Genomic DNA, 15,028 nt, shown 5'->3' with positions numbered 1-15,028 from the left:
TGATCACTATCAAGGTGGTCGTTAACAACTGACAGGTATCGTTCGCTTAAAGAAACATTTTAATAGGACTTTATACTCCTTTAAAAAGCTACTTACGTGTTGATTTTTTCTCTCCTAACAGACTTTAGACCCTGTCACTACACCATTTTTCTATTTACATGATAATAAAGTCGTAAGTTTTTAAATGTAGATAGAAAACTCCTCTTTTTAAAATACTGCTTTTGTGGCATAATATAAAGGACTTTAGTTTGTATACACTATTCATTATTGTGAATCTATCATCCTACATTTTTTGAAAAAGTAAGCAATACTATTGATTAATAGATTCATAGGAGGCTGTAAAATGGCAAAACTGTTAATTACTGATGACGCTGCGTTTATGAGAATGACATTAAAAAAAATGGTGACCGATGCCGGTTATGAAGTCATTGGCGAAGCTGAAAATGGCAAACAGGCGGTTGATTTATATGAAGAACACCGTCCCGACCTCGTCACAATGGATATAACGATGCCTGAAATGAATGGCATTGAGGCACTGGAGAAAATAAAATCACTTGATCCCAATGCTAAAGTCGTTATGTGTTCGGCAATGGGCCAACAAAATATGGTTGTTGACGCGATTCAAAAAGGGGCTATTGATTTTATCGTTAAACCTTTTGATGAAACACGAATCAAAGAAGCTTTAGACAAAGCGTTAGCACGATAACACGACTTAATCGCAACTGTCCCATGAGACAGTTGCGACTTTTTATTTAATTGGGATTACGCGATGTTTTTATGAAAGCACCCATTTGTCTAGAGAGATCATGACTTGTTCGTCGGCTCTCATCGTAAGAGACTTATCCTTTGGGGATGGGAAATATCTAGCACTCATAACCGCTTCCCCTCCATTGATGAATATTTCTAGCGACGAAGCATCCATAAACACATGAAGGCGTTTTAAGGAGTCTATTCTAACGTGACGCTGTTCAGTTAAATGCGTTCGCGTGTTTCTCCTTTCAAGCGTTAGCATATGACTAGCCGCATTAAAAATAAGCCGTGCCTCATTTCTGAACGTCCATTCGAAGATTCCCTTGATTTCTTCAAGACCTGTAAGAACAAATTCCATTGCTGTCTCTGCTAAATCTCCAAACGTTAGCAGGTCACTAGCAGACAAGGTTTGCGTGATGCTCTCTTGATCATGACGTAGTTTTTGAAGCTCTTTTACAGGAGTCTGCCAAAGACGTCCTTCGTGAATATGCAGTTCTCTAGGGATAGTTAAACAATGAAGCCAACCGTTTGTCACCGTCGGTTGCGTTTCTTCATCTTGTTCTGGCACTCCCATCCATGCCGTTAATAGTCGTCGTCCGTTTTCGTCCACCGTTGTTTGAGGCGCATAAAATTCAAACCCATGATCCAACTCTGCAAAATCACCATGATGGAAAATGGCGTTATCCAGATTAACTTCCCCAATAAAATAGCCTGCTTGAAACTTATTTTGATAATGAATGCCCTCTTGTTCAAGCCCTTGTGGCGAAATAATTAAAACATCCTTAGAATCTAATGAAAACAAATCAGGACATTCCCACATATATCCAAAATCAGTGATACCTCCAATGCCAGCTCCGGCAATAGCCCCTTTAAATTCCCAATCAGTTAGGTTTTTAGATGTATAGAGGACAACTCTTCCTTTCTCTTCAACCGTTTGGGCGCCTAACACCATATACCAAAGCTCGCCTTGCTTCCACACTTTCGGATCACGAAAATGAGCGGTATAACCATCTGGCAGTGATTCAATAACAGGCCCTAGTTTCGTGAAATGAGTGCCATCTGTGGATGTAGCAACGCATTGATACGAGTCACGTCTATCCTCTTCATCCTTGACATTCCCGGTATATATCAGCGTGAGAACGCCATTGTTATCAACAGCACTACCTGAATAACAGCCGTTTTTCTCGTACCATTCACTCGGTGCTAATGCAATAGGTTCCTCTTTCCAAGTGACAAGATCTTTTGATGAATAATGTCCCCAGTATTTAGAACCATGGGTCGTATCATACGGATACCATTGATAAAATAAGTGGTAAGTTCCCTTCCATTTAATCCACCCATTTGGATCATTTAACAGACCTGTCGGTGGCATTACATGAAAAATTTGTCTATACGGGTCTATTTTATCGATGTGGCGCTTTTTCTCTACCTCTTCGTAGGCTTGTTCATGCAACTTTTTTTCATTGTCTGTCATAACGATGCTGACGTCTCCTTCCATAGATCACTTTCTCATTTCATATTACGTTTATCTCATTTTACTCTCTATTATACGTCTCTTAACGGGCCGGGACAATGTCACCCATTAATTCATAAAAAATTGTTTATAATTAAGTCTTTGACTGTATTAAAACGGACCCTTCTCCTTTCAGAGCGGGCCCGCGGGTTTTATCATTTAAAATTAACATACTTTTTATTCTGCTACTTGCTAGCTAATGTTAATAGCTCTCTCTATTTGGACTTTAATTAAATGTATGATTAAACATTTTGGTTCATGTATAAGCAGTCATTTATTAATCTATTTATAACTGGAACCTATTCGTTTTTTGCTGTAATTCAGTGCTAAGGTCGTTTAGTTGTTCAGCTGTCGTTCCGACTGCTTCAATCGCCTTTGTTTGTTCCATAGAAGAAGCGGAGACTTCCTCAGCAGTTGCGGCAGCATCTTCTGAGACTTTGGAAATACTTTCGATCACACCTAGAATCTCTTCTTTCTGCTTATCCACACCTCTTAAATCTTCTGTCAGATCCGTCAATGTGTTTGTTAATATATCGATCTGTTGAATAATATCAGTGAATGATTCGTGTGTATCACTAACAGCCCGGTGCTGGTCTGCACTTATAGTATTTGCTTTCTCCATAGAGTTCTCAACTCGTTCTGTTTCTTTCTCCACTTCTATTAGATTTGCACGGATTTTTTCTGTAGCACTGATCGATTGTTCTGCTAGCTTACGTACTTCATCAGCAACAACAGCAAACCCTTTGCCATGCTCTCCTGCTCGAGCCGCTTCAATACTGGCATTGAGCGCTAACAAATTCGTTTGATCGGCAAATTGCGATATGGTATCTACTACTTGTCCAATATCATTAACTTTCATTGTTAATTCTTTAACCGCACTTGTGACATTTTCAAACTCATCTCGTGACGTTTTTGTACGTTCTTCTAATTCTTTCATCTGTTCAAACCCTTTGTCATTCACCATTTTCATATTTTGAGATACACCGTTCATCTCAGTAGTTTGGGACGTTGCACGATCCACTTGCTCCGCCAACGTTTTCATTTGGTTATTGACAGATTCAATATCTCCCGCCTGATGGGATGCCCCTTCAGCCACTTCATTAATAGCCGATGATATTTCATCACTAGTGGCTAACGTTTCTTCAGACACAGCACTTAATTCCTCTGCCATCGCTTTACATTGATTTGCCGATCCTTGAATAGACCCAATCAAGTTACGCAGCTCTTCACTCATCTCATTGACTGAGTGGGTAAGTTGATTCACTTCGTCTTTCCCCTTTACCTTCATCTTGATGGAAAAATCTCCTGCTGCTATTTTTTTAACTTGATCACTTAATTGACGAATTGGGTGTGCGAGCTTACTTGCTGCCATATAAGAGGCAATAATAGCTATAATAACTGCGATAATACCTACTATAATAAACGTATACTGCGTGTCGTTTAACTCTGAATACAAGTCACTATCACGATAAATAGACACTACCTTCCACCCGTATCCATCTACCTCCTCATAAAAGGCCGTCCTCCCTCCAGAGCTAATACTACCTGCATCTGCTTCTGATGTAGTTACAGCTGCTAAATGAGTGTCCTCAGCCATACTCTCTCCCACTTGTGACTGGTCGTGGTGAGCAATGATGATCCCTTCACTATCAATAAGTGCCAACTCACCATTGTAACCTATATCTCGTGTTTCAAGTAACGACACTAAGCCATTTAGCGAGAGGTCTATGGATTGTACACCCACTACTTGACCGCTCTCTGGGACATTGACAGCTTTTGCTACAGTGATAACCAATTCACCTGTCTCCGCATCGATATATGGATCTGTCCACACAATGTCATCCGGCTGTTCCACTGCTGCCATATACCACGGGCGCTCTGCCGCATTAAAACCTTCTGGAACCTCAATTTCTGGTGTGGAGAAAAACTCGCCACTCTCTAACCCAACATAAACAAGCTGTCCTCCTTCTTCATTTTGCATAAAGGTTTCATGGGAAGTCACTAAACTTTCCCATAGTTCAGTTGATGTCCCATTCTCCTCAAGAAAGGAGACTGTTCGCTCATCTTCTGCTAGCAACCTAGTTGAAAGACTAAATCTTTCTAAATAAGTCCTAATAAATTCATCTAAATCTTCAGCAGTAGCGCCTGCTGTACTTTCTACGCGCTCTTCAATTGATTGACTCAATTGAAAATAAATGATCAATGACGTTACAACCATAGTTACTATAATAAGTGAACTAGTGAAGATCACCAGCTTACCTTTTATTGATTGCATCATTTAAAACACCCCTTTTGTTCTAAGACTTATGATCTATTTCATATATTATTCACTATTTTCTGACTTTAAACAAGCACTTATACCTATGAATATATTATCTATATGAAATTTAACGATTTTTTTGGTAATGTAAGCACATTAATAACACATCCAACATCTGGAAGGCCTCTTTTAAATAATTTGTATCTATTATAAAGAAGCCCATTTATTCCAAAAAGCGGATAGTCTTTTCACAAAAATGTACACCAGTTCCTGCAAAAAAACTGATCATACAACTCGCCTTCTAATACTAATAAGCGATTTTATTTTGCACAACTGATCTCTCTTGTTAAAATATAAAACAAACCTTCAATCAAGACACTAACGTCCCAGTTGTCTCCATTCTCTATTTTTAAGGCGAGAGGTTTACGGACGGTTTCTGTTATGAAAGAACACCTTGAGAGGATGAACAAGAACTGATGAAAATTTATATCATACATGAAAATGACGAATGGACGGCACCATTATTAACGGCTCTAGAGGAGCTGAACACGCCTTATGAAAGTTGGCATTTACATGAAGGAACTCTCCCGCTTGATGATATACCACCAGCTGGGATTTTTTATAATCGGATGAGTGCCTCTTCACATACACGCGGCCACCGCTATGCACCAGAACTTACAAGTGCTGTGCTAACTTGGCTAGAATCTCATGGTAGAACAGTGCTAAATGACTCGCGAGCATTAAGACTTGAAGTAAGCAAAGTAGCCCAATATGAAGCCTTAAAAAAACATGGGATACGCGTCCCTAAAACAACGGCTGCCGTAGGGGTAGACGCCTTACTTAAAGCCGCTGATGAATTTGAAACACCGTTTATTACGAAGCATAACCGAGCAGGTAAAGGGCTTGGTGTGCAACGTTTCGAGCATGTAAACGACTTCAAGAAAGCAATTGAAAATCACGTTGTCGAGCCTTCAATCGATGGAATCATGCTTTTACAGCAATACATCCAAGCTCCAGACAGTTCCATTACACGCTGTGAGTTCGTAGGAGGCAAATTTTTATATGCAGTAAAAGTAGACACGTCCGAAGGGTTTGAATTGTGCCCAGCTGATGCTTGTCAAATCGGTGAACAGTTTTGTCCAGCCGATGGTACTAACAGCGACGCACCAAAAGCTAAATTTGACATCATCACTGACTTCTCTAGCCCTCTTATTGAAAAATACGAAGCATTTCTTACTGATAATGGCATCACTTTTGCGGGTATTGAACAAATTACCGATACAGACGGACAAATCTACACATATGATGTCAACACAAATACGAATTACAACCCTCAAGCAGAAGAAAAGGCCAATATTTTTGGCATGAAAGAAATTGCGGCTTATTTAAACACCGCTTTACTTGATTTAAAAAAACATAGTGCTGATAATTCAGTTTAATAGCGTATAATGATTGGGAAGCTAACATGGGTTTAGATGACACAAGGAAGGAGGATTTTACATGAAACCAATAGATCCCAAGCTTGTTCAAGAACATTTGATAAAAGTAGCAGGACAAGCGCTATATATTCATTTAGAAACGACAAATGGGGCCTATGCTACCCATAAAAATGAGGCATTTTTCTCAGCTGGCGCCTTTATTAGAAATGTACAGTTAACGTTTTTACAAGGAAAAATTACTGGTAAGGGACCTTATCGGATAGGATTGGAAACAGAGCAAGGCTGGCTATACGCAGAGGGACTTACTGAGTGGGAGTTAGATAGTAAGGGACGTCTCCTTTTAGCTGGTCATGACGCAGAGGGAAAATTAGCTGTAGCACTGCAAATGAGTGCCTCTCCATTCCCTAAATAAAATGGAAAGGAAGTGATCTTGTTGGAACAACATGTTCTCGTTGTCTTTCCTCACCCTGATGATGAAGCTTTCGGGGTTGCAGGAACTATCTTATCCCACACACAAGCAGGGACACCTGTCACATATGTTTGCTTAACACTTGGAGAAATGGGCCGAAATATGGGCCGACCTATTATAGCCAATCGTGAAACCCTCCCTTCTATTCGCAAAAAAGAATTGGAAGAAGCTGCACGATTATTAGGTATCACAGATTTAAGGCGTTTCGGGATGCGTGATAAAACGGTAGAATTCACCGACCAAATAGCTCTACAAAATCGCCTGTTCGATGTGATTGAGGAAGTTGATCCTTCCCTCATTATAACCTTTTATCCAGGGTATGCTGTTCACCCTGACCATGATGCGACAGGAGCGGCCGTTATTCAAGCTGTCCAGCGGCTACCAAAAGGATCTCGTCCTAAAGTACACGCCCTTGCCTTTTCAAACGGTTGTGAAGAGATGCTCGGAGAGCCTGATGTCATTAATGACATTACGCCATATACAGCACAAAAAATAAAGGTTATTGAAGCTCACACCTCACAGACGGCTGGTATGATTGAGGCGATGAAACAAGGTTATAAAGCAGAAGATAAAGACATAATTGAACGGTTAACAATTGAACGGTTTTGGACCTATCCAGTGGCTGAGGGAGATTAAACTACCCTCAGCAGCTTTTTTAATAAAAGCAATGTGACCCGCTCCATAATAGCTGGGAAATCAAATCTTATATGAGCAGAGCTCTCTAATAGCCGCCTTCGAGCATGCCTTATTTTAAGACACCGAAGTGATGAGACAATTAGCTTTAACAAATAAGGTCTTTAGCGCTAATCTAGCTAAATACGCATAACGACTGAAGAATGAGGTATCCTCATGACAATTCCTTTGCCTGAAACTATTCTCTCAACCGCATTCCTCGAATCTACACGTCGCCTATTTTCTTGTACGAAACATTTAAACATTGGGATGTTTCTGATGTTTATCATATTTATAAGGCAAAGAACGCCCACTTTTTTCCTCTAATAATAGCTTAACTCGCTCCGGGGATGAGACATAAAATTCAAATGTTCTATGCTTATTTCGAAACTTTGCAGTTATTTCAAGACGTTCCCCTTCAAATTCATGGCGAACAATGTGATCTGTATGAAGCACTGTCTTAATTTTTTTCCACAGTGGTACGAAAATAACAAAACGATCTGTTAACACAATAAATCCTTTACTTTCAGGTCCAATCTTTATAGCATGTATTGAAAGAAGAGGCTTTTCATTGACTATCTTTAATGATTTGACCCGTACAAATAAATGAGTGGCAGAATCGTAACCAAGCGTGCATAAAGCAGCAAGTAATAAACTGACTATGACAGGCCACACACCCTGTTGCCAGAGCATTACCGGACCAAGAAGTCCAAAAAGTAACATTGAAAGAACATATCGCAAATACCTTCCTGCAAACGGACTAGAATAGCCAACCATCCGTATCACCTCCTGAATTAACATTTAGTTACCCCACGAAGCATCCATAGACTCATAGCGATTTTAATAATTTAATATAACATACTGTATGACTTATATGAAGGAAAATGACTTATTTATTTCCTCTTTTACCATAAAACACCCTTCAATTAAGTTTTCGTACTTCTCTCACTGATTAGTAGTTGCGAGAATCAGGACATTAGCGGCCGTATATATTTTCTCTGCTCTCTATTTTGAGACGGGTATTTTACGGACAGTTATCTGTGACATATAGGTGTTAACCTAATGAATGTGAAAAAGCGGGCATAGGAAGTGAACACCTCCATCCCGCCTACATCTCACGTTATAAAAGAATAAGAAATTACCTGACAATCACCTTTTAAAACGAATCAGATCACTGTAAATAATCTCATCAGAATAATTAAGTTCATGCTGACCTCGCTTCAAGTCCTTTTCACAGTATGTGCTATCCAGCTCTGTACCATCTAAGGCATCATAGCATGTTTCTTTCGTATAAATGACCTCATCTGTCACCACATTTCCATTTCTCAGAACAGCAAAATCATCCCGGCCTTCCGCTAATAAATCTCTTCCGAACATAACATGCTCTTCTTCTGAAACGCCTAGGAGGTTCAATAGTGTAGGCATCACGTCCACATGTCCTGACACAGTGTCAATTGTTTTCGCCTCTTCTTCCATTCCTGGAATGTGAATAATGAGCGGAACTCTATTTAACTTCATGGCTTCATCCGGTGTAATGTCATAGCCGAGAAACTCAGACAGCTGGCTATAGTGACTTTCTGCAATACCATAGTGATCACCATACAACACGAATATCGTATTGTCATAGAGGCCTTGCTCCTTCATCTCATCAAATAATGTCTTGATCGCTTCGTCTGTATAACGGACCGTGGGAAAATACCGATTGAGAATATCACTATCCGAGTCATACGGATCAACAAAATGATCTTCTTCATCTAATTCATAAGGAAAGTGATTTGTTAATGTAAGCATCGTAGCAAAAAACGGTTCTGGTAATTCTTCCATATAAGCCATGGACTGCTCCATAAATGCCACATCTTTCAAACCCCATCCCACTGAGTTTTCACCTGTTACCTCATAGGATTGAATATCAAAATAATGATCATATCCTAAATTTTCGTACATAATATCCCTATTATAAAAGGTCTTGTCATTCGCATGAAAAGAAGCTGTATAGTAGCCATTATGTTGTAAAGCTCGCGGGAACGGTGTTAATTCATTATCAGAATGTGTGTGAAACACAGCACCACGCCCTAAAGGATAAAGTGAGTTGTTAATCATAAATTCGGCATCTGATGTTTTTCCTTGACCTGTTTGGTCATAAAAGTTTTCAAAATAAAAGCTATCTTCAATTAATTCATTCAAAAATGGAGTAATTTCCTCACCATTGATCGTCTCATTTATTACAAATGCCTCCACTGATTCCATCGACAGGACGACGACGTTCATGTCTTCTGCTACCCCATGATAATCAGCATTAGGCTTAACGTTATTTTCTGCCAAATGTTCATCAATCATCTCCCAATCATCACGATCAGCAAAAACCGTTTGAGATCGGGTTGTTAAATGGAGGTAAGCATCATAGACATAAAAATTATAAATTCCCATACTTTCAATAGCTGTGTCTCTATTAAATGAATGACTACGCTGTTCACCTAAATCGATCTGTCCAGCACCAACAATTGTCGCCACTACAATAGCTAATACAGCATATTTTGAACGGGTTTTCTTAAAAGACACTCGGTTGACTACAAGTGAGTCCGGTTGTTTCACCATTAAAGTAGCAATAAGCATCAAGTCCACAAAGAATAGTACGTCATACCATTGAACAAGTTCCACTATACTTGTACTTAAGTCACCCATATTTCCTCCCATCACCAGCATAGGGAGTGTAATAATATCTGAAAATTCACGATAATAAACAGCATTAGCGTAAAGAATGATCGTTAATAAGATACTCACTGAAAAATAATAGAGTCTTTGGTATTTTGCTTTAAGCAACAATCCCAAACTAAATACGACAAGTAAAAATGCCAACGGATTCAAAGCAAACACAATAGCTTCTAGAAACTGATTTATCGTTAAGTCGAAAATCAGAGTAGAGACAATAAATGTTTTTAGCCAAAGGACTCCTAGACAAAACAACATAAAACGATGTGCATTTAAAAAGCTTTTCATCTGAGGACAATCCTTTCATTCTAGTTGTATATTATCTAGGAAAAGCGACAAATACGTACAAACGTCACCTTCCTTTAAAAATGAAAATATCATTCCAATTATAAAGGGAAGAACACCTTTCATCAATTGTATTACAGCGATTTACATGCTTTTACAGATTTATCACAGATAAGCGCCCGTAAAATTTCTTGCTCAAAATAGAGAGGAGAGCTAACTCTATTTAGGCCGGAAATAACGGACGCTAATGTCCTGATTAACTCGGGCCAACAGGATGTTGGTCACACAAGCGTTTTCGCAGGACGCGAAGACGTTAGCTTGTGTTCCTTATCAGTGGGGGAAGAACTAAAATTCTCACTGATTGAAGGTTCATTTTATAGGTACGGTTAGTTAATGCCCTACCCGTTTCTTTTACACTTTAATCGTACATTTAAAATCGCTTACTCTTTTAGAGTCCCGAAGTTTCTTTCCTCTTAAAAAGCTGATAAAATTAATAAGACACTTGAAAATGGAAAGGATGACCATAATGTCTACATTTGAAGAAAAGTTAGATAAATATGCTGAATTAGCTGTCAAAATCGGTGTAAATATCCAATCTGGGCAAACACTTGTCATTAATGCTCCGTTAAGTAGCGCTGAGTTCACCCGTAAAGTCGCTCATAAGGCGTATGATGCTGGAGCAAAGCTTGTTCATGTGGAGTGGCATGATGAAGAACTAACCCGTATCCGCTTTGATAAAGCGCCAGTTGAATCTTTTAAAGAATACCCCAAATGGAAAGCAGAAGGATATGAAACAATGGCTGAAAACGGGGCAGCCTTCATGACGATAAAGTCAACAGACCCTGATCTATTGAAGGGCGTAGATAGTGAAAAAATCGCGACCCAGAATAAAGTTCAAGGTCAAGCGATGGACACATTCCGCTCATACATACAATCAGATAAGGTGAGCTGGCTCGTTATTTCTACACCATCTCCAGCTTGGGCCGCAAAAGTCTTCCCTAATGAACCTGAGGACACACAAATGGGTAAATTATGGGAAGCATTGTTTGAAGCGACACGTATTAATACTGACGACCCTGTGGCGGAATGGAAGCAACACGACAACACCTTACAAACAAAAGCTGCCTTGTTAAATAATAAAAATTACCGACAGCTGCATTTCAAATCCCCTGGGACTGACTTGACAATTGAATTGCCTAACAATCACATCTGGCTTGGCGGGGGCGGACCTACACAAGACGGGGTCCATTTCGTAGCTAACATGCCGACAGAGGAAGTGTTTACAGCACCAAAGTCCGATGGCGTAAATGGCACAGTGACTAATACGAAACCATTGAATTATGGCGGTAATGTTATTGATCATTTTACCTTAACATTCAAAGATGGAAAGGTAGTTGATTTTACGGCAGAACAAGGTGAAGAAACATTGAAACACCTATTAGAAACAGATGAAGGTGCAACACGCCTTGGGGAAGTAGCGCTCGTTCCACACAGTTCACCGATCTCTCAATCTGGCATTCTGTTTTATAACACACTGTATGATGAAAATGCTTCAAACCATATTGCCCTTGGCAGTGCCTACTCCACGTGCTTAAAAGATGGGGCTAAAATGTCAAGTGATGAGTTGCGAAAAGCTGGTTTAAACACGAGCATTACTCACGTTGATTTTATGATCGGCTCTGCTGACATGGATATTGAAGGGGTGCTAAGCGACGGAACAACAGAAGCTGTCTTTCTTAAAGGAGAATGGGCTATTTAACTTGTTGCTTAATTGTGTCTAAAATCTCGTGATATGTTTAAATACGTGATAAAAAGAACCTTTAATCAGTGGGCGACGCCTTCGTTCTCTCCCACTGGTTAGTAATTGCGTGAATTAGGACATTAGCGTCCGTCATCTTCCTCCTGAAATTTGAAGCAGACATTTTACGGACGAGTAAATCACTCGAGCTCTTCGGGATAGCGTTCTTAGAGAGCATTGATGAGTCAATAAAGAGCCTTCTCTCTTCGTATTATTCCTGTGAAGACCGCCATATAATCGATCTCACTTCACTTAAAAACAGCATGATAATAACATATGACCTTCAAATTTTCTCCTATTGAGAATAGCCAGAATGAATTATTTAGTCATAATAGTATTCTTTCCCTCTCTTTTAAGTGAAAGATCATCTCAAAAGAATATTTATTCTTTTTAGTGGTTGATTTAGTCATCATTATACATTAAAATTAATTTTATTGAATAATTATTTATTATGAGGTGAAAGACATGGCTGTTAATCATACACAAAAAACATCGCCGTTTGCTATATGGAAATTCCTTATTCCGTCACTGATCGGTGTCGGTTTATTTATGACGCCAGTGCCGACTGGCGATGGATTTACCATTCCAATTGCATTATTATCTAGCAGATTAGAAGGGATGCTTATAAGCTACCTTCCTACTATAATGACGTGTGTTATACTCGTTAGTTTTTTAGGGACAGTCATTTGTAAGTTAGCACCTAAGCAAACTATTAAAGATAGCACCTTCTTAAAAAATCTATTTGATGTCACACCATTTTGGTTTATCGTTAGATTAGTTGCGACCATCTTTGCTATTTTGACTCTTTTTCAAATTGGGCCTGAAGCGATTTATTCTGCTGACACAGGCGGTCTCCTACTAGGCGATCTATTACCGCTCTTATTTACTATTTTCTTATTTGCAGGGTTGTTTCTACCGTTGCTTCTAAATTTTGGTCTTCTTGAGTTTTTTGGCAGTATGCTAGCTAAAATTATGCGCCCACTCTTTACACTTCCAGGCAGATCTTCGATTGATTCACTTGCTTCCTGGCTAGGTGATGGGACCATTGGTGTTATTTTAACAAACAAGCAATATGAAGAAGGCTTTTATTCGAAGCGGGAAGCAGCTGTTATTGGCACAACATTCTCTGTCGTTTCCATTACCTTTTCTCTCGTGGTCATTGACAAAGTTGGCCTTCAGCATATGTTTTTCCCATTTTATTTAACTGTTATTGTGACAGGCATCGTGACCGCTTTAATCATGCCAAGGATTCCACCATTATCCCGAAAACCTCAAGAATATATTGATGGTAAGGAAAGTAAGCTAGATGAAACGGTGCCGGATGCTTTTGCTAACCAATCTTTCGGAAATTTAAAATACGGCTTTCATTTAGCAAAGTTAAGAGCTTCCAAAAGCCCTGGTATTGTATCATTCTTTAAGGATGGCAGTAAAAATGTTCTTGATATGTGGCTCGGTGTTGCACCTGTTATTATGGCGTTTGGTACGATCGCTCTTGTGATCGCTGAAAGTGAGACATTCCCGCTATTTACGTGGCTTGGGATGCCGTTCATTCCACTTCTTGAGCTCATGCAAGTCCCTGAAGCTGCGGCTGCCTCTGAAACGATTATCGTCGGGTTTGCTGATATGTTCCTTCCTGCTCTCTTTGCAACAGGAATTGAAAGTGAGATGACGCGTTTTATTATCGCCACTCTCTCTGTGTCTCAATTAATCTTCTTATCGGAAGTTGGCGGTGTATTACTAGGTTCAAAAATTCCGTTAAATTTAAAAGAGCTATTTATTATTTTTCTAGAAAGAACGATTATTTCATTACCAATTATCGTAGCAATCGCCCATATTATTTTTTAATGACGAAGCTCTGACTCACATGAATGGTCAGAGCTTTTATTTGTTTTTGTATAGGAAATCCATTACATTAGCAAGAAGAGGTGATAACGTATGCCAATTGATAAACAAGCCGTTAGAGAGCATATATGGGAAAAAATGATGAACGAAAAAGTCGGAAGGTTTCCATTTCCTTTAAAAGGAAGAATCCCTAATTTTAAAGGGGCAGAAAAAGCGGCTGCTCTCGTATTTCAGTTAGATGTTTATAAGGCAGCACACGTTGTAAAGGTCAATCCTGATTCTCCACAATTACCCATCCGTGCTCAAGTCATAAAAGATGGCAAAACATTGCTTGTGCCAACTCCGAGATTAAAGGATGGTTTTATTCAAGTAAAACCTGAGAATGTGCCGCCTGGGGAAGAGAAAAAAGCTGCTAGCTTAAAGCATATCCATCAATACGGACACGTCACACCATTACATGAGCTGCCGACTGTAGATTTATTGTTTGCAGGTTCCGTAGCTGTCCATCCTGATGGACGTAGAATCGGTAAAGGGGAAGGATATGCGGACCGGGAATATGCCATTCTTCGCGAACTAGGTCATCCTCCGATGCCTGTGATCGGCACAATCAATTCGGTTCAACTCGTTAACGACGATTTTAGCACAGATGATTTTGACCTCACACTAGATTATATCGTCACAGAAGATAAAGTCCTTGAGACAGGAGCAACAGACAGTAAGCCTTCGGGAATCAAATGGGAACTCGTCACAGATGAGGAACGTGAAGCCATGCCAGTGTTAAATGAAATTTGGCGCTTAACACATCAATAAATGTTTCAGCATTAATGGGGGGTTTTTCAGCAACAAACCACGCCTTCTTAAAAAGAGGTTGTTCTATGAAAGAACAACCTCTCTTCTTATTTCTTCTTAGCAATCACTTCTACTTCTACCAAGGCTCCTTTTGGCATACGAGCCACTTCAACGGCACTCCTAGCTGGATAAGGCTCCTCAAAATAGGATGCATAAATCTCATTAACTGTTGTGAAATCCTCCATGTTTTGCATAAAAATAAGTGTTTTCACAACATCATTTATTTCACATCCTGCCGCTTTTAAAACAGCTGTGACATTCTTCATAACACGATGGGTTTGATTTTCCAAGCCATCAACAAGTTCGCCTGTCTCCGGATCAAGCCCTATTTGACCTGAGGCATAAATCATGTCTCCTAGCTGAACAGCTTGTGAATACGGACCGATCGCTGACGGTGCCTCTGTCGTTTGAATTGGTTGTTTACTCATTATAAAACACCCTT

12 protein-coding genes are annotated in these 15,028 nt (G+C 39.5%); 7 read left to right on the top strand and 5 right to left on the bottom strand.

Features of this window, described 5'->3' with window-relative positions; genetic code table 11:
• Positions 1 to 343 precede the first annotated feature (343 nt).
• A complete protein-coding gene (locus BK581_RS14720) occupies positions 344 to 706 on the top strand; it encodes a response regulator (RefSeq protein WP_078578871.1) in 363 nt (120 codons plus the stop codon).
• A 69-nt stretch (positions 707 to 775) separates the two neighbouring features.
• On the opposite strand, the gene BK581_RS14715 is transcribed toward BK581_RS14720, so the two are convergent.
• Positions 776 to 2,248: a glycoside hydrolase family 32 protein gene (locus BK581_RS14715; RefSeq protein WP_276327424.1), complete on the bottom strand. Its 1,473-nt coding sequence runs from the start codon at positions 2,246 to 2,248 to the stop codon at positions 776 to 778.
• A gap of 301 nt (positions 2,249 to 2,549) precedes the next feature.
• A complete protein-coding gene (locus tag BK581_RS14710) occupies positions 2,550 to 4,541 on the bottom strand; it encodes a methyl-accepting chemotaxis protein (protein WP_078578870.1) in 1,992 nt (663 codons plus the stop codon).
• A gap of 455 nt (positions 4,542 to 4,996) precedes the next feature.
• Here BK581_RS14710 and BK581_RS14705 point away from each other — a divergent pair, with 455 nt between their 5' ends.
• The 3 genes from BK581_RS14705 to bshB2 all read left to right on the top strand — a co-directional run bounded on the left by BK581_RS14705 (position 4,997) and on the right by bshB2 (position 7,067).
• On the top strand, positions 4,997 to 5,962 hold the full coding sequence (locus BK581_RS14705) for an ATP-grasp domain-containing protein (protein ID WP_078578869.1): 966 nt from the start codon (positions 4,997 to 4,999) through the stop codon (positions 5,960 to 5,962).
• Between the two features lie 61 nt (positions 5,963 to 6,023).
• The gene (locus tag BK581_RS14700; RefSeq protein ID WP_078578868.1) at positions 6,024 to 6,374 is read left to right on the top strand and encodes a YojF family protein; all 351 of its coding nucleotides are present in this window, start codon (positions 6,024 to 6,026) and stop codon (positions 6,372 to 6,374) included.
• A gap of 21 nt (positions 6,375 to 6,395) precedes the next feature.
• Positions 6,396 to 7,067 (top strand): bacillithiol biosynthesis deacetylase BshB2, encoded by a 672-nt coding sequence (gene bshB2 / locus BK581_RS14695; protein ID WP_078578867.1) that lies wholly within the window; start codon positions 6,396 to 6,398, stop codon positions 7,065 to 7,067.
• A 294-nt stretch (positions 7,068 to 7,361) separates the two neighbouring features.
• Here the strand turns inward: bshB2 and BK581_RS14690 are convergent, their stop codons facing one another.
• A complete protein-coding gene (locus BK581_RS14690) occupies positions 7,362 to 7,880 on the bottom strand; it encodes a hypothetical protein (protein ID WP_078578866.1) in 519 nt (172 codons plus the stop codon).
• A gap of 372 nt (positions 7,881 to 8,252) precedes the next feature.
• Positions 8,253 to 10,100 carry an LTA synthase family protein gene (locus BK581_RS14685; RefSeq protein WP_078578865.1) on the bottom strand — a complete coding sequence of 616 codons (1,848 nt, stop codon included), beginning with the start codon at positions 10,098 to 10,100 and terminating at the stop codon, positions 8,253 to 8,255.
• A 523-nt stretch (positions 10,101 to 10,623) separates the two neighbouring features.
• On the opposite strand from BK581_RS14685, the gene BK581_RS14680 reads away from it, so the two are divergent.
• The 3 genes from BK581_RS14680 to BK581_RS14670 all read left to right on the top strand — a co-directional run bounded on the left by BK581_RS14680 (position 10,624) and on the right by BK581_RS14670 (position 14,547).
• Complete coding sequence (locus BK581_RS14680; protein WP_078578864.1) at positions 10,624 to 11,856, top strand: aminopeptidase; 1,233 nt, start codon at positions 10,624 to 10,626, stop codon at positions 11,854 to 11,856.
• Between the two features lie 504 nt (positions 11,857 to 12,360).
• Positions 12,361 to 13,740, top strand: coding sequence for a YjiH family protein (locus tag BK581_RS14675; protein ID WP_078578863.1), 1,380 nt, complete (start codon positions 12,361 to 12,363; stop codon positions 13,738 to 13,740).
• 90 nt (positions 13,741 to 13,830) lie between these two features.
• Positions 13,831 to 14,547, top strand: coding sequence for a 5-formyltetrahydrofolate cyclo-ligase (locus BK581_RS14670; protein ID WP_078578862.1), 717 nt, complete (start codon positions 13,831 to 13,833; stop codon positions 14,545 to 14,547).
• A gap of 86 nt (positions 14,548 to 14,633) precedes the next feature.
• Here the strand turns inward: BK581_RS14670 and BK581_RS14665 are convergent, their stop codons facing one another.
• Complete coding sequence (locus BK581_RS14665; RefSeq protein WP_078578861.1) at positions 14,634 to 15,014, bottom strand: RidA family protein; 381 nt, start codon at positions 15,012 to 15,014, stop codon at positions 14,634 to 14,636.
• Between the last annotated feature and the right edge of the window lie 14 nt (positions 15,015 to 15,028).

The sequence above is a fragment of the Salipaludibacillus agaradhaerens genome (assembly GCF_002019735.1).
Taxonomy (GTDB): Bacteria; Bacillota; Bacilli; order Bacillales; family Salisediminibacteriaceae; genus Salipaludibacillus; species Salipaludibacillus agaradhaerens.
Note: the sequence above shows the minus strand (reverse complement) of the source record. Positions and strands in the feature narration are given on the sequence as shown.